At 38.3% G+C, this 25,358-nt stretch carries 22 protein-coding genes, 1 pseudogene and 1 riboswitch; of the genes and pseudogenes, 18 read left to right on the top strand and 5 right to left on the bottom strand.

What is annotated here, in order from left to right:
- Window positions 1-71: 71 nt before the first annotated feature.
- A complete protein-coding gene (gene proB / locus CHI06_RS02535; protein ID WP_095246854.1) occupies window positions 72-1,199 on the top strand; it encodes a glutamate 5-kinase in 1,128 nt (375 codons plus the stop codon).
- Window positions 1,192-2,433, top strand: coding sequence for a glutamate-5-semialdehyde dehydrogenase (locus tag CHI06_RS02540; RefSeq protein ID WP_095246855.1), 1,242 nt, complete (start codon window positions 1,192-1,194; stop codon window positions 2,431-2,433). The genes proB and CHI06_RS02540 overlap by 8 nt, the downstream gene beginning before the upstream one ends.
- A 19-nt stretch (window positions 2,434-2,452) precedes the next feature.
- On the opposite strand, the gene CHI06_RS02545 is transcribed toward CHI06_RS02540, so the two are convergent.
- The gene (locus CHI06_RS02545) at window positions 2,453-3,193 is read right to left on the bottom strand and encodes a YqcI/YcgG family protein (RefSeq protein ID WP_095246856.1); all 741 of its coding nucleotides are present in this window, start codon (window positions 3,191-3,193) and stop codon (window positions 2,453-2,455) included.
- Window positions 3,194-3,321: 128 nt separating this feature from the next.
- Between CHI06_RS02545 and CHI06_RS02550 the strand changes: the two genes are divergently transcribed.
- The 9 genes and pseudogenes from CHI06_RS02550 (at window position 3,322) to CHI06_RS02590 (ending at window position 13,091) form a co-directional block, all read left to right on the top strand.
- Window positions 3,322-5,598, top strand: a complete 2,277-nt coding sequence (locus CHI06_RS02550; protein ID WP_095246857.1) for an ATP-dependent DNA helicase — start codon at window positions 3,322-3,324, stop codon at window positions 5,596-5,598.
- A 107-nt stretch (window positions 5,599-5,705) separates the two neighbouring features.
- Window positions 5,706-6,482, top strand: a complete 777-nt coding sequence (locus tag CHI06_RS02555) for a hypothetical protein (protein ID WP_095246858.1) — start codon at window positions 5,706-5,708, stop codon at window positions 6,480-6,482.
- 23 nt (window positions 6,483-6,505) lie between these two features.
- A complete protein-coding gene (locus tag CHI06_RS02560; RefSeq protein ID WP_095246859.1) occupies window positions 6,506-7,369 on the top strand; it encodes a DUF3307 domain-containing protein in 864 nt (287 codons plus the stop codon).
- A gap of 135 nt (window positions 7,370-7,504) precedes the next feature.
- Window positions 7,505-7,758: pseudogene (locus tag CHI06_RS02565) on the top strand (FeoA family protein).
- Window positions 7,759-7,832: 74 nt separating this feature from the next.
- Complete coding sequence (locus tag CHI06_RS02570; protein ID WP_095246900.1) at window positions 7,833-8,207, top strand: FeoB small GTPase domain-containing protein; 375 nt, start codon at window positions 7,833-7,835, stop codon at window positions 8,205-8,207.
- Window positions 8,204-9,577 (top strand): nucleoside recognition domain-containing protein, encoded by a 1,374-nt coding sequence (locus CHI06_RS02575; RefSeq protein ID WP_095246860.1) that lies wholly within the window; start codon window positions 8,204-8,206, stop codon window positions 9,575-9,577. Before CHI06_RS02570 ends, CHI06_RS02575 begins: the two co-directional genes overlap by 4 nt.
- 96 nt (window positions 9,578-9,673) lie before the next feature.
- On the top strand, window positions 9,674-10,198 hold the full coding sequence (locus tag CHI06_RS02580; protein WP_095246861.1) for a type 1 glutamine amidotransferase domain-containing protein: 525 nt from the start codon (window positions 9,674-9,676) through the stop codon (window positions 10,196-10,198).
- 84 nt (window positions 10,199-10,282) lie between these two features.
- Window positions 10,283-10,549: a DUF1292 domain-containing protein gene (locus CHI06_RS02585; protein WP_095246862.1), complete on the top strand. Its 267-nt coding sequence runs from the start codon at window positions 10,283-10,285 to the stop codon at window positions 10,547-10,549.
- Between the two features lie 737 nt (window positions 10,550-11,286).
- Window positions 11,287-11,422: riboswitch (cyclic di-AMP (ydaO/yuaA leader) on the top strand.
- 277 nt (window positions 11,423-11,699) lie between these two features.
- Window positions 11,700-13,091, top strand: a complete 1,392-nt coding sequence (locus CHI06_RS02590) for an amino acid permease (protein WP_257009146.1) — start codon at window positions 11,700-11,702, stop codon at window positions 13,089-13,091.
- A 222-nt stretch (window positions 13,092-13,313) separates the two neighbouring features.
- Here CHI06_RS02590 and CHI06_RS02595 read toward each other — a convergent pair whose 3' ends face one another.
- Window positions 13,314-13,688 (bottom strand): hypothetical protein, encoded by a 375-nt coding sequence (locus tag CHI06_RS02595; RefSeq protein ID WP_095246864.1) that lies wholly within the window; start codon window positions 13,686-13,688, stop codon window positions 13,314-13,316.
- 100 nt (window positions 13,689-13,788) lie between these two features.
- Window positions 13,789-15,213, bottom strand: a complete 1,425-nt coding sequence (locus CHI06_RS02600; RefSeq protein ID WP_306453796.1) for a sigma-54 interaction domain-containing protein — start codon at window positions 15,211-15,213, stop codon at window positions 13,789-13,791.
- A 206-nt stretch (window positions 15,214-15,419) separates the two neighbouring features.
- Here CHI06_RS02600 and pruA point away from each other — a divergent pair, with 206 nt between their 5' ends.
- Genes pruA through CHI06_RS02615 form a run of 3 tightly spaced genes read left to right on the top strand, consistent with a single transcriptional unit; the run spans window position 15,420 to window position 19,515 of the window.
- Window positions 15,420-16,964, top strand: a complete 1,545-nt coding sequence (gene pruA / locus CHI06_RS02605) for an L-glutamate gamma-semialdehyde dehydrogenase (protein ID WP_095246865.1) — start codon at window positions 15,420-15,422, stop codon at window positions 16,962-16,964.
- A gap of 12 nt (window positions 16,965-16,976) precedes the next feature.
- A complete protein-coding gene (locus CHI06_RS02610; RefSeq protein WP_095246866.1) occupies window positions 16,977-18,182 on the top strand; it encodes an ornithine--oxo-acid transaminase in 1,206 nt (401 codons plus the stop codon).
- Window positions 18,183-18,240: 58 nt separating this feature from the next.
- Window positions 18,241-19,515, top strand: coding sequence for a Glu/Leu/Phe/Val family dehydrogenase (locus CHI06_RS02615; RefSeq protein ID WP_095246902.1), 1,275 nt, complete (start codon window positions 18,241-18,243; stop codon window positions 19,513-19,515).
- Window positions 19,516-19,581: 66 nt separating this feature from the next.
- Here CHI06_RS02615 and CHI06_RS02620 read toward each other — a convergent pair whose 3' ends face one another.
- Window positions 19,582-20,949 carry an aldehyde dehydrogenase gene (locus CHI06_RS02620; protein WP_095246867.1) on the bottom strand — a complete coding sequence of 456 codons (1,368 nt, stop codon included), beginning with the start codon at window positions 20,947-20,949 and terminating at the stop codon, window positions 19,582-19,584.
- Window positions 20,950-21,092: 143 nt separating this feature from the next.
- Here CHI06_RS02620 and CHI06_RS02625 point away from each other — a divergent pair, with 143 nt between their 5' ends.
- Window positions 21,093-21,341, top strand: coding sequence for a hypothetical protein (locus CHI06_RS02625; protein ID WP_095246868.1), 249 nt, complete (start codon window positions 21,093-21,095; stop codon window positions 21,339-21,341).
- A 39-nt stretch (window positions 21,342-21,380) separates the two neighbouring features.
- Here the strand turns inward: CHI06_RS02625 and CHI06_RS02630 are convergent, their stop codons facing one another.
- A complete protein-coding gene (locus tag CHI06_RS02630; RefSeq protein WP_095246869.1) occupies window positions 21,381-21,980 on the bottom strand; it encodes a TetR/AcrR family transcriptional regulator in 600 nt (199 codons plus the stop codon).
- A gap of 228 nt (window positions 21,981-22,208) precedes the next feature.
- Between CHI06_RS02630 and CHI06_RS02635 the strand changes: the two genes are divergently transcribed.
- From CHI06_RS02635 to CHI06_RS02645, 3 genes are read left to right on the top strand one after another with little or no spacing between them, the layout of a single operon-like run.
- Complete coding sequence (locus CHI06_RS02635; RefSeq protein WP_095246870.1) at window positions 22,209-23,345, top strand: CaiB/BaiF CoA transferase family protein; 1,137 nt, start codon at window positions 22,209-22,211, stop codon at window positions 23,343-23,345.
- Between the two features lie 33 nt (window positions 23,346-23,378).
- Complete coding sequence (locus CHI06_RS02640) at window positions 23,379-24,146, top strand: 3-hydroxyacyl-CoA dehydrogenase (RefSeq protein ID WP_095246871.1); 768 nt, start codon at window positions 23,379-23,381, stop codon at window positions 24,144-24,146.
- 45 nt (window positions 24,147-24,191) lie between these two features.
- Window positions 24,192-25,346, top strand: coding sequence for a thiolase family protein (locus CHI06_RS02645; protein WP_095246872.1), 1,155 nt, complete (start codon window positions 24,192-24,194; stop codon window positions 25,344-25,346).
- Window positions 25,347-25,358: the final 12 nt, after the last annotated feature.

The following is a 25,358-nucleotide window of genomic DNA, read 5'->3' on the forward strand; positions in this document are numbered from 1 at the left end:
CGAAGCGCCTGGAGCACAAATCAACAGCCCAATTTAACACAGCCTATTCTTAAAAGAGGGGTAAGAGTAGGATGAAGAAACAACTCGTAGTTGTAAAAATAGGAAGCAGCTCGCTAACAACAGCATCAGGTACGATATCTGAAGAAAAAATCCGTGATCACATCGAAGCACTTGCCCATTTAAAAGAACAAGGGCACGATGTCATTCTCATCTCATCGGGGGCAATCGCAGCAGGTTTTGGAGCGCTTGGGTATCCGGCTCGACCAAAAAGTGTTGCAGGAAAGCAGGCAGCTGCTGCAGTTGGACAGGGACTATTAATGCAGCATTATATTTTACAATTTAAAGAGTTTGGTATTGTACCCGCTCAAATTCTACTAACTAGAGAGGACTTTTATAGCCTGGAGCGGTTTCATAATCTATATAGCACGATATCTGAACTCCTCCAAAGGGGTGTTTTACCAATTATTAACGAAAACGACTCGGTCTCGATTGAGGAATTGACCTTTGGTGACAACGACATGCTGTCAGCGCTCGTAAGCGGGTTTTTACATGCAAATGCTCTAATCATCTTAACCGATGTAAATGGGCTATATAATGGTAATCCAAAAGTCGTAAAGGACGCCAAGAAGTATGATTTTATCCCAAGGGTTTATGAAGAACTTCTTGAAGAGGCAGGAGAAAGTGGTTCTTCGGTTGGAACAGGTGGAATGAAATCGAAGCTGTTGGCATCGAAAAAGGCACTTTCCTTCGGTGTCAGCGTCTTTGTCGGGAAGGGGCAGGGGAAGGAAAAACTTTCGAAGATTTTAGAGGGTAAAGGAGACGGGACCTATATTGGCGGCTCCTTCGAAACCCAAATGCAAATGAAAAAGCAATGGATTGCTTTTCATTCTCAAACCGCTGGCATTGTTGAAATTGATGAAGGGGCAGAAGCAGCCATTGTTACAAATGGAAAAAGTCTGCTGCCCGTAGGTATTACGAACGTTATTGGTGAATTTAATGCAATGGATGTTGTCGAGGTACACAATCAGAAAGGTGAATTAATAGGTAAAGGGCAAATCTATTATTCTGCAAAGAATTTACAAATGGTAAAAGGGTTGCCTGGTGATAAAACGAAAAACTTTTCAATCAATAAACGTGCAGAAGCGATTCATCGTAATAACTGGGTTAGTCTGCAAAGGAGCGAGGTATTGTATGAGTGAATTATTAGAAAAGGCTAAGAAGTTAAAATCAGCCTCTAAGGTACTTTCTATTCTTTCGACGGAAGAAAAAAATGAAGCCTTAGCGAAGATGGCAGACCGATTATTGAGTGAGAAGGAATTGATTATTACAGAAAATGCGAAGGATATTCGAGCGGGAGAGGAAAAAGGATTTACCCCTTCCTTATTAGATCGGTTATTGCTTACAGAAGAGAGGATCGAGCAGATTGTTGAAGGAATTCATCAATTGATCAAACTCAAGGATCCAATCGGTGAAACTATTGAGGCTTGGGAGCGCCCAAATGGTTTACAGATTCATACTGTACGTGTTCCGCTTGGTGTCATTGGGATGGTGTATGAAGCTCGTCCGAATGTAACGGTAGATGCGGGGAGCCTTTGTTTAAAGGCAGGAAATGCTGTTCTTTTAAGGGGAAGTACCTCTGCTCTTCATTCTAATAAGGCACTTGTAAAGGTTATGCGTGAAGCTCTTGCTGATAGTAAAATCCCTGCAGATGCTGTTCAGCTGCTCGAGGATACAAGCAGGGAAACGGCAGCGCAAATGTTTAAACTAAATCAATATCTTGACGTACTAATTCCCCGTGGAGGTGCCGGTTTAATTCAATCCGTCATTGAAAATGCAACGGTCCCTGTACTTGAAACAGGTGTTGGGAATTGTCATGTTTTCATTGATGAAACCGCAAAAAAACAAATGGGGATTGATATTACGTTTAATGCAAAAATGCACCGTGTATCTGTTTGTAATGCCGCTGAAACCCTGCTTATTCATGAAAGTTGGCCGTATGTTTCCGATATACTACATTCTCTTAACGAAAAGGGAGTAGAACTCCGTGGTGATGAAGAGCTGACAACTCACTATCCATTTGTAAAAAGTGCAATGGAAGAGGATTGGAATACTGAATTTTTAGCGCCAATTTTAGCAGTGAAATTGGTTAAAGATGTGAAGGAAGCCATACAACATATTGATGAGTATGGTACAAAGCATTCTGAAGCTATCATCAGTGAACAGGATGAAAATGTACGGTTATTCTTACAGGCAGTGGATGCGGCTGTTGTCTATCACAATGCATCTACTCGATTTACAGATGGAGAACAATTCGGTTATGGGGCGGAAATTGGAATTAGTACTCAAAAGCTTCATGCACGAGGACCAATGGGGCTGCGGGCAATTACGACATCAAAGGCAATTGTCCAAGGTACCGGACAAATTCGTTCATAACTAGCTATAGAGAACAAGTTCACTCTTGTTCTCTATTTTTTTTATGGAAGGGGCATTTTGATAATGTTGTTTGGTCATCCCGAAGGAAATATTGTTTCCATTCATAATTATCTTTTTGTCCATACGTGTTCAAATCAGGATGAATGGAAATGGAATCATAATTGGCTAGTCTGTCTCTTATCTTTGCTTTTATTTTTTCGGCATGTAAGGGTGAGGAGGTGAATTTTTCTAGTACCCATCTAGGTGTTATGGCTAGCATGAAATAGGGGAAATGACGACTATACCGATTACTGTGTGAAGGGGTCGCACAGTACATAAAGTATTGTTCTCCGTGAAAGCAAAATTCCCACATTGAATGCATAGAATCAGCAGGGATATGACTTGGCCATTCCATCTCATCTATTTTACTGAGCAGATTCAGTTGTTCCCAAAACGTCTGTTCATATTGTTCTACAGTGGGATTTCCGGCTCTTTCTGGAGAAGGCTCATAAAAAATGACAAGTGACGTATAAGCACCAATTGATTTGTAAACGATCGAGTATTCCTTTAGCAAGAGTGCTAATTCTTTAGTGGCTAACGGATTTTGAGGATTTGGTACAAATCCGAAGCAAAACCTATTCAACTGATATCCCATTGTTGCTGGAATACAAGGGAAGTGCTTTTCTTTGTCCATCATCCTCTCATCGAATCTATTAATCGCATCTTTTTTCCATGCTTCAAGCTCCATTTGGTGTATGTTTTCCTTTGTAAATAGATACATAATTTCTTACTCCTCTCGACATTAGATTATGTGAGAGTAGATTTTTGAGTGAATGTCCAAAAATGTTTGGGTTTCTGTTATAATCTTTATACAAACATATATTCTTATTTGTAAAGCAGGTGATATTCTTGTCAAATACCATTCAACTAGCAGTTAGAACACTCGTGGAACATGTATATAGCAGTGGAAGCATTGATTCTAGGTTCAGGTCACAGTCCACGATGTTAGAGGGAACGAGAATTCACCAAAAAATTCAACTTACATATCAAGAATCTGATCAAAAGGAGGTCTATCTTCGAGCAGATTTTCCCGTCAAGGACCTTATTTTTTCAATTGATGGAAGATGCGATGGATTATTGTTTCGGAATGGAGAAGTAATTATCGATGAAATTAAATCCACCTCACAGCACTTAGAACATCTCGGAGATGATGGACTTTCCGTCCACTGGGCACAAGCTAAAATGTACGCCTATATATATGCCAAAGATCATCAGTTACAGGAAATATTTGTACAGCTTACATATGTACAGGCTGAAAGTGATGAAAAGAGGCTTTTGAAAAAATGCTTTTTCATTGCTGAACTAGAGGGTTTTGTTCAGGAAGTAGTAGAGACCTATTATCCCTACGCAAAATTACTTCATGATCATCGGAAAGAGCGAAATGAAAGCAGTAAACAATTGGTTTTTCCCTTTGACACCTACCGTTCTGGACAAAGGAAATTAGCTGGAAGTGTTTACAAGACGATCTCTGAGAAAAAGAGTTTGTTTGTAAAAGCACCAACGGGGATTGGTAAGACGATATCCACCTTGTTTCCAGCCGTCAAAGCTATGGGAGAAGGAAATTTAAATCGAATATTTTATCTTACCGCTAAGACCATAACTCGGACTACTGCAGAAGAGGCAGTCGGACGTATGCAGTCCTGCGGGCTTTGTTTGAAATATGTTACGATTACAGCCAAAGACAAAGTTTGTTTTAAGGATGAAACAAAATGTCAAAAGGATTATTGTGAGTTTGCTGATGGTTATTATGATCGAATAAATGAAGCCATTTTAGATATTGCAGCCAATGAAAACTGTATGAAACGTGAGGTAATCGAAAACTATGCTCGTAAACATACAGTGTGTCCATTTGAATTCTCTATTGATCTTGCTTATACAGCTGATGCTGTCATTTGTGATTACAATTATATTTTTGACCCGCGTGTATCATTGAAGCGCCTGTTCGAAGAGCAAAAGAAGTCCACACTTTTATTAATTGATGAAGCACATAATCTAGTTGACCGTGGTAGAGAGATGTTCTCTGCGTCTCTTAACAAAGAGTTATTTCTCCAATTGAAAAAGGAGTTTAAATCCGTCAATAAAGGAATTTATGATAGTGCTTCACAAATCAATTCTTGGTTTATTTCTTTGAAAAAGAATGGCGGCGAATTGAATGAATTTACCTTAGACCAGTTAGACGAAGAATTGATACTGCTACTGAACCAGTTTAAAGAAGGGGCCGAAATCGTTTTATTAAAAGAAACCTTTCCTAACCTTTTGGAACTGTACTTCCAGGTGAATTCATTCTTGAAAATAGTTGATTTACTCGATGAACATTATGTCATCTTTGGAGAAAAAAATAAAAACGATATAACACTAAAGCTATTTTGTATTGATCCATCAAAATTGCTTCAGAAAATGGGAAAAGGCTATCGCTCGAAGGTGTTTTTTTCGGCAACACTTGCACCACTTTCTTATTATCAGGATATTCTTGGCGGTCAAGATGAGGATTATTTACTTTCGATTCCTTCACCATTTAAAGAGGAACAGACTGATATTTTTATCAAGCCGTTGTCGACTAGATATCGTGACCGCGAGAGAACGAAGCCAGCCATTGTAACCATGATTCATTCCTTAGTTCAAAATCGACCTGGAAATTATTTAACCTTTTTCCCCTCCTATCAATATTTGCTCGCTGTATATGATGAGTTTATTAAACAATATCCAGGGACTAATACCTTGCTTCAAGGTGCAGGAATGTCTGAGGAGGAAAGGGAAGAATTTTTGAAAAAGTTCAAGCCCAATCAACCTGAGACATTAATTGGATTCGCCGTTCTTGGCGGAGTCTTTTCAGAAGGAGTGGATCTAAAGGGTGACCGCTTAAATGGTGTGGTGGTGGTAGGTGTAGGTCTTCCGCAGCTTTGTTATGAACGGAATCTTATTAAGGATCATTTTACCAAGAAGGAAAGAAACGGTTATGACTATGCCTATGTTTTTCCTGGTATGAATAAAGTGTTACAAGCTGGCGGGAGATTAATTCGTTCAGAAGAGGACCATGGGACCATTGTTTTAGTAGATGATCGATTTCTACAAAGACAATATCAGGACCTCCTTCCGCAAGAATGGAGAAGTTTTGTTGTCATTTAATTCCTGATGTTAGATAGGTTCATCAAACAAGGCATAAGTTTGACTATTTACTCTAATTTTTATAAAATTAGATTATATACTCTAATTTTATGTGAAAGGAGCAAAAGATGAACTATCCTATCTCAATCTTTATTCTCGATGTCAGTAACTCTTCGACTGGTGACATGGGAGATGAATTGACTAAATACTTAGATGAGCTGGTAAACTGGGTTACGATTTGGTCTGAGAAAATCGGTCATGTTAAAGTGAAGCACAGAGCGGGCGATGAGATCATCTTTGCTGGTTATGGATATTCCACTGCCTATATTTTAGCATTTTTTATAAGCAGGATTTGGAAATATCGTGACCATCCGCCTTATTTTGGATTGTCCTTTGGTGATAGTGACAAAGAGTTAGAGGAAGTAGATATAGAGAAGTGGATTCATCCCTTAATAAAGCAGGCAAGGTATGCGAATGATTTATTGAAGGAGGAACAAGTAAGACCTTTATTTAAGTTTGAACTTGATCAATTTTATCAAAATCAATTTTTTCAGTATAATCAGTTTCGGTCAGAGTTTGAAACATTAATAAATTCATTATTAAGTGTCCAGTTAATCATGATGAAGGGTCAAACACAGATTCAGGAGCAGGTTTGTACATTTTACTTTATTTTGGAGCAGCAAAAAGCAGTAGCAAAACTGCTCGGGAAAACTGCACCAACTATCTCTAGCCATTATAAAAAAGGTAAAAGTGAAGAAATACTATCTGTTTTTTATAAATTGATTACCACCCTTGACTCTCTACAGGAAAAATCTTATAGCGATAATCTAGATAAACCACAAGCTGTAAGTGCAGCGTTAATGGAATCGATTAGAAATCATTTAAAAATAAATTTGATTAAGTAATAAACCGTTTGAGAGGAGAATCCATGTTATTTTTATGCCTTATTCTCGCCCATCTCATTGCAGATTTTTATCTGCAAACCGATGAAATGGTAAAGGATAAAATTAATAATATTAAGAAGCATATCGGACACCATTTTCTGATGAATGGACTAGTACTGATTGTTTTTTACCTTTTTAACTATAAAGAAAACGGTATTTTTAGCCATCTGATTAACCCATTACTCTTTATCGTTATTATCCATTATTTCATTGATATACTTAAAATTAAGCTCCTTGATATTATCAAAAATAGTAACGAAGAAAACATGAAACGGGTTAGTTTCTTTATTGTTGATCAACTGCTGCATTTTGTATGTATTTTGCTTGTTGGAAAGTTGTTTCTAGGGATAGATTTTGCTGCAATTTATGAATTTTTTCTGAGCGGAGAAAAATGGAGTATCATAAACTCGGTTTTATTTACCGTTATCGTGATTATTTTCGCAACGACTGTAAGTGGCCACCTGATAAGGATTCTTTTAGGCTCCTTGCCTAATCAGCTTTTAACCTTTGAAGGTAAATATACGTTTAAAAATGAACGACAAGAAGCTAACTATACAAAGAATCATACTGGGAATAGAGCGTTGGCGGAGGAGTACAATTATACGATTTTTGGCAAGCATGATCTTTCACGCGGGAAATTAATTGGATATATTGAGAGATTATTAGTTTTAGTCTTAACCTTTTATAGTGCTTATCCAGCGATTGGATTTATTGTAGCTGCCAAGTCCATTGCGCGGTTCAAACAAATGGATGACCGGAACTGGGCAGAGTATTTTCTATTGGGTACACTAACATCGATGTTCATAGGAATTACGCTTGGTATAGTTTTAAGGGAAGTTTTGACTTGAAAAATATTATTTAAATTAGCTGCCTAATTGTAGGTAGCTAATTTTTTTTAAAAATTTTGACACAAGACTGCTATATTTTTATATAATTAAGAAAAAGTTGCACGAAGGAAAAACTTTAACAAAGGGGAAAGATATATGAGTATACCAAAAATAATAAAACTCGTGAATGGCGAAAAGGGAAATTTAATTCGAATCACTTCTTTAAATCTTGACGGTGTGATGAGAAGAAGATTATTAGACTTAGGATCGTGGCGGGAGCGATTGTCGAAGTGATTAGAAAAAGTCCTTTAGGCGACCCAATTGCTTTTCGAGTCAGTCAAACCACTATTGCCTTAAGAAAAGAGGAAAGTTCACAAATAGAAGGGGTGTTGATGGCAAATGGGGAATAGTTATCGAATTGCCTTGGCTGGTAACCCGAATACAGGAAAAGCGGAACTTTAACTTAGCCTTACAGGTTTTAGAAATGACCAAAAATGTGATCATTTGTATTAACTTAATTGATGTGGCGGAAAAACAAGGGATTAATATTAATGAACGAATTCTAACAAACCGTTTAGGTGTGCCCGTCATTAAAATATCAGCACGAAACAAAAAAGGTTTTCCAATGCTGCTTGATACGATTGATCGGATTGTGACGGGAGCAATTGAATGTCAACCTGTTCAAATGACTTATCCTGAGAATATTGAAGAACAAATAAAGACAATAGAGCCAAAAGTATTTGAGCTTGTTGGAAATCAGCTGTCTGCCCGTTGGGTTTCGTTAAGATTGCTGGATGGAGATGAAAGATTATTGAATGAGATCAATCAGCGATTTGGACAGAAGGAGGTGGCAGAATGAGTATTCAACAGCTATACATGGAGGCGCAGCAGCTTTCAAGTGCTAAGCTGAGAGATGATATTGTTCAGCAGCTCTATGAAAGAAGCCATCGCCTTTGTAGTGAAGGGATTAAGTATACAAAGTCGAAAAGGGACACAAGGACAGAAAAGCTTGATGCAATTTTCACTTCACCGATTTTTGGATTTCCGATTATGCTTACGATGTTGGGTGTTTTATTTTATTTAACAATTGCGGGTGCCAATATTCCATCATCTATGCTTGCAGAGTTTTTTGGTTCGATGGAGAAATATTTAACATCATTTTTTAATTTTCTAAATACACCAGAGTGGGTTCATGGGGTCCTCGTCCTTGGTTTATATCGGGGCACAACTTGGGTGATAAGTGTCATGCTTCCACCCATGGCAATCTTTTTTCCAACGTTTGCTCTTTTAGAAAACTATGGGTACCTGCCACGTGTTGCTTTTAATATGGATCGTTTGTTTAAAAGAGTGGGTGCACATGGAAAACAATCGTTAACGATGGCAATGGGCTTTGGCTGTAATGCAGCAGCTGTAATTTCTACAAGAATTATTGAATCGCCTCGAGAGCGAATGCTTGCGATTTTGACAAATAATTTCGTTCCATGTAATGGTCGCTGGGGAACGTTAATTGTATTAGCCTCGTTATTTATGGCTGCAAATTTTACTGGTGGACTTAAATCACTTGTTACGACTGGAGTGATCGTCGGGATTGTCATGTTTGGTATTATTGTTACATTTTTTGTCTCCTGGGTGCTCTCAAAAACAGCATTAAAAGGGATACCGACCCACTACACGTTAGAACTTCCTCCATACAGGAAACCAAAGATTTTTGATACTGTGGTTCGCTCGTCGTTAACAAAATCATGGTCTGTTTTAATGCGTGCGGTGAAAGTAGCTGCACCGGCAGCGATTCTAACATGGGTATTTGCGAACATATTTATTGGAGATACAAGTATATTGATGTACGCAGTTGAGTTTTTGGATCCATTTGGAAAGTTGCTCGGTCTTGATGGCTATATCATGATGGCATTTATTTTAGGCTTGCCAGCGAATGAAATTGTCCTTCCCATCCTGTTAATGGGGTATTTATCAACAGGTTCCTTAACAGAGGTGGATAGCTTGGTCGATTTAAAGCAAATCTTTCTAGACCACGGCTGGACTTGGCTGACAGCGCTAAACATGATGTTATTTTCTCTGCTACATTACCCATGCGGAACAACGCTTCTAAACATTTACAAAGAAACAAAGAGTAAAAAATGGACTTTCTTAGCCTTCCTAATTCCAACTGTTATTGCAATACTTGTTCCACTTATCATAACCCAAACAGTTAGATTCTTTGGCTGGATGTAAATACTCTAGACACCACTGATTAGTAGAAAAAAGTGGTGTCTTTTTGTTGGTTTGGATTTTCTATGTCATAATAACAGGAAGGAGGAGGGAAGTATTATGCGTTTAGAAGGTAAGAAAGTTGTTAGTCTTGTTCATCATGATTTTGAAGATCTTGAGCTATGGTATCCAATACTCAGATTAAGAGAAGAGGGAGCCGTCGTTCACTTAGCAGGTGAGAAGGCCGAGGAAGAATACATAGGAAAATATGGTGTACCGGCTAAATCGGATTACAGCTATAGTGATATTAATGGGGCGGAGTACAATGCCATTTTGGTGCCAGGAGGCTGGGCGCCAGATAAGATTCGCCGCTTTCCTGAAGTCCTTACATTGCTTCAGCATTTCGAAGAAAACAAAAAGCCAATTGGACAAATCTGTCATGCTGGCTGGGTGTTAATTTCGGCAAAAATTTTGCAGGGTAAGAAGGTAACAAGTACACCTGGAATTAAGGATGATATGGAGAATGCCGGCGCAACTTGGTATGATGAACCGGTTGTGGTCGACGGACACCTCGTTTCAAGCAGACGACCGCCAGATCTACCGGACTATTTACGTGAGTTTATAAAGGTAATCGAGCAAAAATAAGTTATTATTTTAGCATTATTTCCAGCTTTTTTAGAGATACTGATTGAATGAAATGCTTATTCTTAATATGAGAGGAGGATTCAAATGGCTAATATTGAAGTAGGCGAAGTGTTTACCATTAGTGATGAAACAGATCAGGAGCAGGAAGTAGAAGTACTAGCTTCCATCAATATAGAAGGTACTAATTATGTCGCTGTAGGATTTGTAGAAGATATAAAAGAGGAAACGGAAGACGATATTGATATCTTCTTTCTAAAGGTCGACACGGATGGAGACTTAACCGCAATTGAAAGCGACGAGGAATTTGATAAAGTTTCTGCGGCTTTTGATGAGATTATGGATGAAGAATAGTTAGAAAATAATACTGGCATTTGCCAGTAATTGTCTATGTTACAACGGACAGAGAAGGATACCATCATTACAAATCTAATAAAGATGTCTGTAACTTAAAAAAGTACCTCTGTTGATAGAGGTGCTTTTTTGTATTACCTAGAGATTGTTAAACATGCAAATGTAACGGTAATCAAAAAACTTTGCATAACCAAACTTTTTTAACATAATTGTGCAAAATATTTTGGCATAGAGCAAAAAATCTTTGCGGTATTACCTCGATAGGATAAGGTAAATGGATATTTCTAATGGGAATTTGGTTGGCACACTTTTTGCATTAAAGAAGAACAAGATATAAAACTATTTTATGTTGCCAATAGTGAAAATCAATAATTAAAAAAACGATTTGATTTATTGGAAATTTTCAGGAGTGCGTAGTTTCAGTATAAAAAAATGAGGTGAGGGATATTTAATGTGGGTCATTACGGTGTATTCAGAAAAGAGTATTCAAATGTTTGAGTTCGAAAATCAAGAGGAAGCAAGAGCCACTTACAAGAGTATAACAGGGTGCAAATTTCTGAGTGAAGTGATCTACTATAATGATTTTGATGTAGTGGAATAAAGAATTTGACAAAATTTTCCGATTTTTAGAAGTATTGACAGTGTTTTAGGAAATTCAGGTTATTTTTATATTTTTGTAATAAATTATTTTACTTTTCTTAAAATAGCAACTATTATAATATTGAAAATAGTTTCAAATTTCTAAATCGCTGAAACCTTTTAGGCACGGGGGAACCATATGGAATTAATCAAGGGGTGAATCCTTTTTAAGGTAGGGCTACTCAGTAGGTCCGAATCCGACAGCTAACCTCGTAAGCGTTTATGAGAAGGAAGGTGGAGCTTGTGACACGATATAAAAAAGTGTCTACAAGTCTGTTTAACATGACTTGTAGACACTTTTTTGTACCCTTAATAGATTTTTCTTCTACGAGGGGGATATTACTTTTAAAAAAGTAATAGCATTTTTTTGTTTGTAACCGTTTTCTATTAATTACTTAAAGGGGGATGAAGGTAAATGTTACAGGAACGTGAAATTAAACAATTCCAGCAATCTGTCAATCAACCACAAGAACAGACATTAAAACGCGAGTTAAAATCAAGGCATTTAACAATGATTTCAATCGGAGGTGCGATTGGTACTGGACTGTTCCTCAGCAGTGGGGCAGCTATCAGTCAAGCTGGGCCTGGGGGAGCCTTGCTTGCATATGCTATAGTGGGTGCAATGGTCTTTTTTATCATGACTAGTTTAGGAGAAATGGCTGCTTTTATGCCTGTAAGCGGTTCCTTTAGTACCTATGGAACAAAATTTGTGGATCCAGCATTTGGTTTTGCGGTTGGATGGACCTACTGGTTTAGCTGGGCAATGACCATTGCTGCTGAATTAGCCGCCTCAACCATGATTATGAAATTTTGGTTTCCGGATAGTCCTTCTTGGGTATGGAGTGCAACCTTTTTGACACTTATATTTCTATTAAACTATTTATCTGTTAAGGGCTATGGGGAAGGTGAATATTGGCTATCCTTAATTAAAGTATCAGCGATCGTACTATTTATTATTGTGGGCGTCCTGATGATTTTCGGAATTATGGGAGGAGAAGCAGTAGGGTTTAAAAACTTTACAGTGGATAACGCTCCTTTTTCAGGCGGAATTTTAAGTGTATTTATTGTTTTTATTGCCGCAGGTTTTTCATTCCAAGGTACTGAAATTGTAGGGGTTACGGCAGGAGAAAGTAAGGATCCGGCAAAAAATGTACCAAAGGCGATTAAAAATGTTTTCTGGAGAATTCTCATTTTTTACATTTTGGCGATTGCTGTGATTGGTCTTCTTATTCCATATACCAATCCGAATTTACAAAATGATAGTGTGATGGTAAGTCCATTTACCCTCATTTTTGAAAAGGCTGGGATTGCCTTTGCTGCTTCACTCATGAATGCTGTCATTTTAACTGCTTTATTATCAGCTGGTAATTCTAGTTTGTATGCTTCAACACGTATGTTGTATTCGATGGCGAAAGTGGGACAAGCACCACGGATTTTTGGAAAACTAAACAATCGTGGTGTTCCGGTTGCAGGTATCATTCTAACATGTGCTATAGGTGCCCTTGCCTTTCTAGCTTCCTTTTTTGGTGATGGTAAAGTCTATATTTGGTTAATGAACGCGATTAGTATTACTGGATTTATCTTTTGGCTGGGTATTTCCATCAGTCATTATCGGTTCCGAAAAGCCCTTATCGCTCAAGGGCATTCATTAGACAAGTTACCGTATAGGGCAAAATGGTTTCCGATTGGGCCCATCTTTGCTATTGCTTGTGGACTTATCGTCATAGTAGCCCAAAATTTCCAAGCCTTTCTTGCCGACCAGATAGATTGGGGCGGTGTTGTAGCAGCTTACTTGGGTATTCCGTTTTTCCTTAGTTTATATTTTGGATATAAACTGATTAAGAAAACGAAAGTGGTTAAACTTGAGGAAGTTGAGTTTGACTTTGACAAAAAATATAATTAATCAGAAACGTGTCTTTGTTGAAAATCGAGAAGAATATTCAGGCTCTTAGGTATGATCCTAAGAGCCTGTTTTTTTAGGCTCAGTTATATTTTCTTTGTTGATATATAACCATTAACTAACCGGTCACTAATGAATGCTATGAGTGCTCGCATAAAAAAATGACTCAAAGTAGTCGTAATTCAACGACCTTTTGAGTCACCCTCTTTTGACTGACTGATAGTTCTAATTGCCTAGAAATGCAAAAGCGTAAAATTTGATATTGCCATCTTTTGTAAAAGGAATACCCACTAACACGGGAGCACCATCAACTTTAATTACCTCGACAGTGTTTGCACCATTCCACTTAATACCTTGTGACATAAGGTCTTTACGTGCACCTTTAAATACATCAGTTTTTAATAGATCAGAAACAATTTTATTCCTCTCTGATCCAGTAAGTGGCTTCAAGTCTTCACAACCGCAACCAGGGGGGTGTTCAAAATCAGGTACTGGACCTAAAAACACAACATTTTGTGCTGCCTGTACAGGATTTCCTGGACCTACTAACATTAATAAAACAATTAAACTAGTACAAAGTAAGGTTAATATTTTCTTCATTAATTTTCCTCCTTTTTATGGTCTACTTATATATTCCTTTATAAATCGACAATTTCCTGCAAATATTTTGAATAATTTCGGACATTTTTAGAAAATCTTGTTAATCTTGCTTTATTTTTAGTTTTTTCATCCGATATTGAAGGCTTTGACGGCTTAATCCTAGTACATCTGCAGTTTTTGAAATGTTGTAATCATTATTTTTCCAGACATGTTCAATATAGGACTTTTCAAAGTATTCCATTTGATCCTTCAGTAAAGCTGTCGTATCTGTCCGTTCTTTCAAAAACATATCCACGGAGACAGAAGGAGTGTTCCTTTCTTTTACATGCAATTTGCTGCGATATTGAAAGGGGAGATGCGAGTATTCAATGATTTCTTCATCCTCCATAATAATATTCATTGCCGCTTCAATAATATGTTCAAGCTCTCGAACATTCCCGTGCCAATCATACTCCAAAAATGATTGTTTCACTTCATCTGATAAGCCCTTTACATTCATTTGGAAACGCTCATTGTATTTCTTAATAAAATGTTGGACGAGGGGTGGAATATCTTCTTTACGCTCTCTTAAAGGCGGAATGAAGACAGTAACAACTCCAAGACGATAATATAAGTCTTTACGCAGATGATTATTGGTAATTGCATCAATTGGGTCCTCGTTGGTATTTGCAATCACCCGAACATCAATCGGGGTGTCCTTTGTATCCCCAACACGGCGGATGGTTTTTTCTTGAAGTGCACGAAGCAATTTAGCCTGAAGATTTAGATTAAGTGAATTAATCTCATCAAGTAACAAGGTACCGCCATTTGCCTGTTCGAATAATCCTGGCTGGTCAATGGCCCCTGTGAATGCACCACGCTTTGTTCCGAATAGAAGACTTTCAATTAAATTATCAGGCAATGCAGCGCAGTTTTGGGAGATGAAAGGGCCCGAAAATCGGTTGCTTGCATTATGAATACTCTGGGCAAACAGCTCTTTTCCAGTTCCAGTTTCTCCCACAATTAAGACGTAAGAAGATGTCCGGGCTGCACGCTTGGCACCTTCAATGACTTCCTTAATAGCTGTACTGTTTCCTGTAATACTATCAAAAGTATATCTAGTGCTTCCTTTACGGGTGATATTCCCTTTTATTAACCGTTCAAGCTTTGTCACATCATTGGCGATTTCAACAGCACCCAGCAGCTCTTCGTTTTCATAAATAGGAATCGTATTGTTGTTGGTGGTAATTTCACGGCCTTTGTTATTAAAATAAGTTTGTTTAACATTCTTTGTTTCTTTTCTATCTTGGAGGACTTTTACAAGTGTACTAGATTGATTTTCTTTAAACATAAAGACGTCTAATAAATTCTTATTCATCACATCTAGAAGGTCCATCGATTCAATTTGGGCCATTTTATTATTATAGATAACCGTATTCCCTGAAGCATCTACTGCATGGACCCCAACATCCACTTCGTCTAAAATCCTTTTATACATTGAATTAAGATATTGCAAATATTGGATGGTCATTTTCATATTTTCCATGAGAGTATTCCCCTTATTGTTTATGTTTCTATTAAAACAGAAAATACAAAACAGTGCAAAATAATTTTGCATTTTTAAATAAATAATAATTTTGCGCAAAATTTTTTTGCGGTTACTAATATAAAAACCTTATTAATAAAGCATTTTATGTTTGGCACGATACTTGCAAATTTATATTTTGAACAAACACCAAGGGGGAAAAATGAATGAAACCGTATACGCATGAACCATTTACTAATTTTGCAGATGAAACTAATAAACAAGCAATTCAACAAGCATTTTCCTACGTTCAATCTCAGCTAGGAAAGGAATATCCAGTTGTAATTGGCGGAGAGTCTATTACAACTGATAAAAAAATTCAGTCTATTAATCCAGCAAATAAAGAAGAAGTCATCGGAAGTGTTTCTATGGCAGACCAAGAACTTGCAGAAAAGGCAATGCAAACGGCATTAACTGCATTTGAATCTTGGAAAAAGTGGAAGCCTGAGCACCGTGCAAACATCCTATTCCGTGCCGCAGCTATGTTACGTCGCCGTAAACATGAATTTTCTGCTTATCTTGTAAAAGAAGCAGGAAAGCCATGGAAAGAAGCGGATGCCGATACTGCAGAAGCTATTGATTTTATCGAGTATTACGGTCGTCAAATGCTGCGTATTAAAGAAGGTTTTCCTGTTCAAAGCCGTGATGGAGAATATAATCAATACCACTATATTCCACTAGGTGTTGGAATCATTATTTCACCATTTAACTTCCCATTGGCAATTATGGCTGGAACAACTGTTGCAGCAATTGTTTCTGGAAACACGGTTCTTCTCAAGCCTGCAAACTCAACACCAATTGTAGCTGCAAAATTTGTAGAGCTTATGCATGAGGCAGGATTACCGAATGGAGTATTAAACTTTGTACCTGGAAGCGGAGCTCAAATTGGAGATTATCTAGTGGATCATCCAAAAACTCGTTTCGTATCCTTCACTGGTTCCCGTGAGGTAGGCTGCCGAATCAATGAACGAGCTGCAAAAGTTAATCCGGGGCAAATTTGGATTAAACGCGTTATTGCTGAAATGGGCGGTAAGGACACGGTTGTTGTCGATAAAGAAGCTGACTTAGAATTAGCATCAGCAAGCATTGTTTACTCGGCTTTTGGATTTTCTGGCCAGAAATGTTCAGCAGGCTCCCGAGCGGTTGTTCATCAAGATGTTTATGATGAAGTACTTGAAAAAGCTGTTGCCTTCACAAAGACACTTACACTTGGTAACCCAGAAGACCTATCTAATTATATGGGTCCAGTGATTGATGAAAAATCATTTAAAAAAATCATGAATTATATCGAAGTCGGTAAACAAGAAGGCAGATTAATGACTGGCGGAGAAGGCGATGACTCCAAGGGTTACTTTATTCAACCAACGATAGTCGCAGATTTAGATGAAAATTCTCGACTTATGCAAGAAGAGATTTTTGGACCAGTTGTTGGTTTCTCGAAAGCTCGTGATTTCGATCATATGATGAAAATTGCTAATAACACAGACTACGGTCTAACAGGTGCCTTAATTTCTAATAACCGTGAGCACATCGAACGTGCTCGTGAGGAATTCCATGTAGGAAATCTTTATTTTAACCGTACATGTACAGGTGCTATTGTAGGTTATCAGCCATTTGGCGGATTCAATATGTCAGGAACCGATTCAAAGGCTGGAGGACCTGATTATTTACTGCTTCATATGCAAGCTAAAACAACATCTGAAACGCTATAAGGAGGAAACTAAATGAATACTACTACTTTAAATAAAACAACTGAAATCATCGAGCAAACACAAAAATTTGGTGCAAATAACTATCATCCGCTGCCAATCGTGGTATCTAAGGCAGAGGGAGTTTGGGTTGAAAGTCCAGAAGGAAACCGCTATATGGATATGTTAAGTGCCTATTCTGCAGTAAACCAAGGTCACCGTCATCCTAAAATCATACAAGCATTAAAAGACCAAGCCGATAAAGTAACATTAACGTCACGTGCTTTCCATAATGACCAGCTTGGTCCTTGGTATGAGAAAATCTGTAAAATAACGAATAAAGAAATGGCACTTCCAATGAATACTGGTGCTGAAGCAGTTGAAACAGCCATTAAAGCTGCTCGACGCTGGGGCTATGATGTAAAAGGAATAGCTGAGAATCAAGCTGAAATTATTGCTTGTACAGGTAACTTCCATGGAAGGACAATGGGAGCTGTTTCCTTATCATCAGATCCTGAATATAAGCGTGGATTTGGTCCAATGCTTCCAGGAATTAAGTTAATTCCTTATGGAGATCTTGAGGCATTAAAAGCAGCCATCACTCCAAATACGGCAGCATTCTTAATCGAACCGATTCAAGGTGAAGCAGGAATTATCTTGCCTCCTGAAGGATTCTTAAAAGCGGCATCTGACCTATGTAAAGAAAACAGCGTATTATTTATAGCAGATGAAATTCAAGTTGGTTTAGCTCGAACAGGAAAAATGTTCGCGACCGAATGGGAAGAAGTTAACCCTGATATGTTAATTTTAGGAAAAGCACTTGGTGGCGGAGTATTCCCGATTTCTTGTGTTGTTGCTAATTCTGATGTTTTGGGAGTATTTAATCCAGGTTCACATGGTTCTACTTTCGGAGGAAATCCACTTGCTTGTGCTGTATCGCTTGCCGCATTAGAAGTAATCGAGGAAGAAAAACTTGCAGACCGTTCTCTTGAATTAGGTACTTATTTCCTAGAACAATTAAAAACCATTAATAATCCTGCAATAAAAGAAATTAGAGGCAGAGGTTTATTTATAGGTGTAGAACTTACTGAAGAAGCAAGACCATACTGCGAGCAATTAAAAGAAGAGGGCTTATTATGTAAAGAAACACATGATACCGTTATTCGCTTCGCGCCTCCGCTTATTATTACGAAGGAAGAAATTGATTGGGCCGTTGAGAAAATCACTAAGGTTTTAGCTTAAGAATTATATTTCCATATTACTAAACTACGAGGTGTAGGACATGTCTGTTAAGACTGTGATGAATGAAATGTCAAAAGAACAGCAAAAGGAAAAAGAATCTTTAAACTTATACTACTCTACGCAAACGGTCATACAGGAAGCATTAACGAAGCTAGGCTACAATAGTGAAATGTATGAACTATTAAAAGAACCGATTCGATTATTGACAGTTAGAATTCCAGTTCGCATGGATGATGGTGCAGTTAAAATCTTTACCGGATACCGTTCACAGCATAACGATGCGGTTGGACCAACAAAGGGCGGCGTTCGCTTTCATCCTGATGTGGATGAAGCGGAGGTAAAAGCCTTATCGATTTGGATGAGTTTAAAGTGTGGGATTACTAACCTTCCTTATGGTGGCGGTAAAGGCGGTATCATCTGTGACCCAAGGAAGATGTCTTTCAGAGAGCTTGAGAGATTAAGCCGCGGCTATGTGCGTGCGATCAGTCAAATCGTAGGACCAACAAAAGATATACCAGCTCCGGATGTTTATACAAACTCTCAAATCATGGCATGGATGATGGACGAGTACAGTCGTTTACGTGAATTTGATTCACCAGGATTTATTACTGGTAAACCCCTAGTATTAGGCGGTTCGCATGGACGTGAAACCGCAACTGCCCGTGGTGTTACCATTTGTATTAATGAAGCAGTTAAGAAAATTGGAAAAGAGCTTCAGGGAGCTCGAGTGGTTATCCAGGGATTTGGAAACGCAGGCAGCTACCTAGCTAAATTTATGCATGACGCTGGTGCAAAAGTGGTCGCTGTTTCCGATGTATACGGCGGAGTTTATGATCCAGACGGACTTGATATCAATTATTTACTTGATAGAAGAGATAGTTTCGGTACATTCTCTCAGCTATTTACGGACACAATCAGCAACCAGGAATTACTAGAATTAGAATGTGATATTCTTGTACCTGCTGCGATTTCGAACCAAATCACCGAAGAGAATGCTGCTAACATTAAAGCGGGCATTGTGGTTGAAGCAGCAAATGGACCGACCACTCTTGAAGCTACAAAGATTTTAACAGAGCGTGGAGTTCTTCTTGTTCCGGATATTCTTGCAAGTGCAGGCGGGGTTACGGTTTCTTATTTTGAATGGGTGCAAAACAATCAGGGTTACTATTGGTCTGAAGAAGAGGTCATGGAAAAGCTTGAGAAGGTAATGGTTAGTTCTTTTGACACAATTTATCAACAGGCTCAGACCCATCAGGTTGATATGCGGTTAGCTGCATATATGGTTGGGATTAAGAAAGTAGCAGAAGCATCTCAATTCAGAGGTTGGGTTTAATATAAAACTATAAAGATACTCTACAAAAGCCTTGCAGAATGTAATCTGCAAGGCTTTTATCCGCAATTATTTAATAAAACGTTTAATTTGTTTTAGTGCATCTTTACGATTTGGATATCTAAATGGTAAATCAAAGGTAGTCGTTTGTTTTAAGATACTTTTATGGTGGGAGAAGACATCGAAGCTTCCTCTGCCATGGTAGGCGCCAATTCCACTTTCACCGACACCACCAAAAGGAAGATATGGTGAACTAAGGTGAATAACGGTATCGTTTATACATCCTCCGCCAAAAGAGATAGAGTCTAAAATGGTTCCTTGGAACTCTTTGCTTTCAGAGAAAATATAAAGAGCCAAAGGTTTAGGGTGTTCATTTATTTTATGAATCATGGTTGCTTCATTATCGTATTCAAGGACAGGGAGGACAGGGCCGAAAATTTCCTCCTGCATCACAGGGTCATCCCAAGTGACTCCGCCAAGGACTGTCGGCTCAATTGTAAGAGTATCGATAGAATAATTGCCGCCATGAAGGATTTCTCCACTCGAGAGTAAGCCGGTCACACGATTAAAATGACGTTCAGAGACGATTCTCGTAAATTCACCATTTTTGACGATATCTTCATAAAGCTCATTAATACTCTGTTTGAATATTTTAATAAATTCTTCATTAATGTCTTTGTGTACGTATAAATAATCAGGGGCTACACATGTTTGACCAGCATTGATAAACTTGCCCCAGGCTATTCGTTTTGCTGCTAATTTAAGATTCGCATCATGATGAACGATGCAAGGACTTTTTCCTCCTAGTTCAAGAGTAACAGGAGTTAAGTGTTTTGCGGCCGCTTCCATAATGACCCTTCCTACAGAAACACTTCCAGTAAAGAATATATAATCGAATTTTTCTTTTAATAAGGTCTGAGTGGTATCGGCGTCACCTTGGACAACGGATACGTATTCTTGTGGAAAGGTTTTATTGATAATCTCTGTCATGAGCCTTGACGTTTCTGGTGTTAGTTCAGAGGGTTTTAGTACAGCACAATTTCCCGCTGCAATGGCACCAATAAGAGGAGCAATGGCTAATTGTAAAGGATAATTCCAAGGAGATATGATCAATGCCACCCCATAAGGCTCAGAATATATATATCCCTTAGATCCCATTTGGGTTAGGGCTGTTTTAACTTTTTTAGGCTGAGTCCATTCTCTAATATGTTTGAGAGTAAAGCGAATCTCCTCAAGTAAAATTCCCATTTCGCTAATATAAGAGTCAAAGTCACTCTTATTCAAATCCTTTTTAAGTGCTGCCATTATTTCCGTTTCATGCGAGCGAATCATGTTTCCTAATGAAGTTAATGCTTCTATTCGGAATGAAATATCTTTTGTTTTTCCAGATAGATAAAAATCCCGCTGCTCTTTCAGTAAATGACTAAAACCTTCCATACTCACACCTCCCTCACAGATAATGATATTCTATCACATCTTATTTTAATAACCAGATTTGAATGAGGCTAAATGGAATATTTTTGTATGAATAAAAATAATCGGAGAATACTATAACTAAATACTTGCGAAGGAGATAGCAAATGTCTATTGAAACAGGAATGAAATATCAAATATCTCAGAATATAAAAGGGAATTTTAATTCTGCAGATTCATTAACGGTAACGACAAACAATGGGATAACGATTCAATTTACACTTGATGATGGTAAAGGACATGGGTCAATGCCACTGGATCATTTAAACTATTTATTAAAAAGATCCAACCTTACCCCGATTACATCTAACAAAAGAGTACTATTAAATCCAGAGAATGAAGAAAAAATAGGTTGAGCGAGTAACCCTCCATGTATGCCATAGAGGGTTTTTAACTTATTTATTTTCTTTCATTAACATTTTTAATAAGTATGAAGCATAGGCTTCAGAAATTTCTTCTGCACTTTGAGGACCATTTTGATCATACCATTCTTGAATCCAGTTAAGTGCCCCTAAAATAATTAGACGTACCATTTTAACATCTACATGATTAAACACTTGTTTACCAATGCCCTCATGAATAATTCTATCAAAATATTGAGAGTAACTTTTTCTTAACTCGAGGACTTCCTTAAGTTGTTCATCAGAAAAATTATGATTTGGCTTTGATAGAGCCATGAACATAGATTTCTCACTAGTAGCGAGTAGAATATGTTCTTTAATTGCGTTTCTTAGCTTTTCGACTGGAGTCAGTTCACTATCGATAACTTTCTCAATTCCATCAAGACAGATCTCCATAATCATTAAATGACATTGATACAGAAGGTCATCCTTATTTTTAAAGTAATAATACATTGATCCTTTTGTCATGAGAAGTTTGGCGGCAATTTCCTCCATCGTCGTTCCTTGGTATCCTTTTTCAACAAGAACCGCCGCAGCAGAACGAAGGATCTCCTGCTTTTTTTTCGCCATTTTCAGCGCTCTAAAAGAAGACATGATTTAACCTCCTAACCTATCAAACTTGTAATCTGTATATATTTTTTCAACTATTATCTTTTTTTTCCCTTTGTTTAAATATAGGTCAGCTATACTGAAAAATCAATGGAATTTAAACATAGGTTCAAAAAATAAATTCATTGTAAAATTTTAAGAAAATTGCTATTATTTAAAATAGAGATGTAAACGGTGTCATACAAGGTATTTTGTTATTAAGGAGATGATAGTTTGTTACCTCTTGAAGGTATTCGAGTCCTTGACCTCACAAGGCTTCTTCCTGGGCCCTATTGCTCATTATTACTTGCTGATTACGGTGCAGATGTGATAAAGGTGGAAGACCCTAAAAGTGGGGATTATTCCCGCTGGTACGAACCAAAGGTAAACGATGATCAAAGTGCTATGTTTATCTCACTAAACCGCAATAAACGCAGCATTACCCTTGACCTTAAAGACGAAAAGGATAAAGAGGCTTTTATTTCTTTAATTAAAACTGCAGATGTCCTGATTGAATCATTCCGTCCAGGTGTTATGGATCGGCTAGGGCTCGGGTTTGAGGAATTAAAGGTACATAATCCAAAACTGATTTATTGTGCGATAACAGGATATGGCCAAACTGGTCCATACGCAAAAGAGGCAGGGCACGATATAAATTTCTTGAGTTACTCAGGACTTTTACATTTGCAAGGCGCTCCGAATGAAAAACCACTTATCCCATCCGTTCAAATTGGTGATATTGGAGGGGGAGCGTTGATGGCTGCTATTGGTATCCTACTTGCTATCATCGATGCAAAGAAATCTAACACCAGTCAGTTTGTAGATATCTCGATGCTTGATGGTGCACTTTCATGGATGCATACGATTCTGCCAAACTATTGGACTTCCGGTGAGATGCCAAATCGCGGGGAACTGACCTTAAACGGGGGGAAAGCATGTTATGAGATTTATAGAACAAAAGACAATCGATACATTTCCGTTGGAGCACTTGAATATAAGTTTTGGAAGAATTTTTGTAAGGTTATCGGTAAGGAAGAACTGATAGAAAAACTAGATGAACCCCAAGAACAGCAGCGCTTAATGAAGCAGGAAGTTCAAGCAGCCATCCATCAAAAAACATTAGAAGAATGGCTCGAGCTTTTTGAGGGTATTGATGCCTGTGTCTCCCCAGTCTTAACTCCAGAAGAACTCGCAGATCATCCACAAATTAAACATCGTCAAATGATTGAAGATATCACACATCCAGATGTGGGAGTAATCAAACAAATAGGAAATCCTATAAAACTATCAAATTCAACTGTTCGTACAAGACGGCATGCGCCTGGACTTGGGGAACATACAAAGGAAATTTTGAATGACCTAGGTTTTTAGAATGAGAATGATCATGAGAAAGGGGATAGGAATATGAGAATACAAGATTCCATTGCTTTGGTAACGGGTGGTGCTTCGGGACTTGGAGAAGCAACTGTCCGAAATATTGTGAAGAACGGCGGAAAAGCCGCTATTCTTGACCTCTCTGAAGATAGAGGAACAAGGTTAGCAGAAGAATTAGGGGAGAATGCTGTTTTCTACAAAACAAATGTTACGAGCGAGGAAGATGTTCAAAATGCCATCAATGCTGCCATTGCTCAATTTGGCAGCATCAATACGGTGGTGAATTGTGCGGGTATTGCAGTTGCTGAAAAAACAGTAGGTAGAAATCAAGCACATAGTTTTGATAATTTTAAAAAGGTAATTGAAATTAATTTAATTGGCACTTTTAACGTCATTCGCCTTGCAGCTGCCAAAATGGTAAATAATTCGCCGAATCAAGAAGGAGAAAGAGGAGTGATCATCAATACGGCATCTGTTGCAGCCTTTGACGGTCAAATTGGTCAAGCTGCTTACAGTGCCTCTAAGGGCGGCGTAGTTGGTATGACATTGCCTATTGCCCGCGACTTAGCGAAGTCTGGAATTAGAGTCATGACCATCGCACCTGGATTAATTGAAACACCACTTTTTGGTTCATTGTCTGAACAGGCTAAAGCCGCCTTGGAAACCCAGGTTCCATTCCCTTCAAGACTTGGACGTCCTTCTGAATATGCACAATTAACTCAGTCTATCATCGAAAATGTCATGCTTAATGGCGAAACCATCCGATTAGATGGCGCCATACGTATGGCACCAAGATAAATCAACATTAAATAAAAAATATAAAACACATTGGAGGAAGATAAAATGCGTGAAGTTGTGATTGTTGAAGGAGTTCGTACACCGGTTGGAAAAAGAAAAGGGCTATTGAGTTCAGTTCGTCCAGATGAACTCGCAGCAAAGGTATTAAAAGAATTAGTAAATCGTGCTGGCATTTCTCCAGGAATCGTGCAGGACGTAATCTTAGGCTGTGTTTCCCAGGTGGAGGAACAAGGCATGAATATTGCACGTACTGCAACACTAATGGCAGACTTTCCAATCCATGTACCAGCAACTACTTTAGATCGTCAGTGCGGATCTGGCCAACAAGCGATTCACTTTGCTTCCCAAGCCATTCTCAGTGGCGATATGGATATCGTCATTGCAGGTGGGGTAGAAAGTATGACACGTGTTCCACTAGGGTCAACTCGTAAGCAATCAGGCTGGAGTGAAACCCTTACTTCTAAATATGAAATGATTCACCAAGGCTTATCTGCGGAAAGAATTGCGGATCAATGGGGATTTACTCGCACTCAATTAGATGAATTTTCTGTTGAAAGCCATAATCGTGCACTAATAGCACAAGAAGAGGGCAGATTTGACAGAGAGATTATGCCTTTAGAAGTGACTTTAGAGGATGGTAGTACGGTGGTAGTGAAGCAGGATGAAGGACCTCGTAAGGGTTCCACTGTAGAAAAGTTGTCCACGCTTAAAACAGTCTTTAAAGAAGATGGAAAAATTCATGCAGGAAACGCCAGCCAAATGAGTGACGGTGCTGCAGCTGTTTTATTAATGTCTAGGGAAAAAGCGGAGGAATTAGGTCTTAAACCGCGATTCCGTATTGTTGCCCGTTCCGTAGTAGGATCTGATCCAACATTAATGCTGACTGGTCCAATTGAGGCGACTAGACAGGTTTTAGCCAAAGCTGGTCTAACAATTGACGATATGGACACCTACGAAGTAAACGAAGCGTTTGCACCAGTACCAATGTGCTGGTTAGAAGAGATTAAGGCTGATCCAAAGAAATTAAATCCAAATGGAGGAGCCATTGCCCTGGGACATCCACTCGGGGCGACTGGTGCAAAATTGATGATTTCAATGATGCATGAATTAGAAAGAACAGGCGGCCGTTATGGATTGCAGGCAATTTGTGAAGGCGGCGGTATGGCGAACGGAACAATTATTGAAAGAATTAGCGAGTGAGAATAGGTGGGG

This window comes from Bacillus sp. 7884-1 (genome assembly GCF_002272245.1).
Classification (GTDB): domain Bacteria; phylum Bacillota; class Bacilli; order Bacillales; family Cytobacillaceae; genus Neobacillus.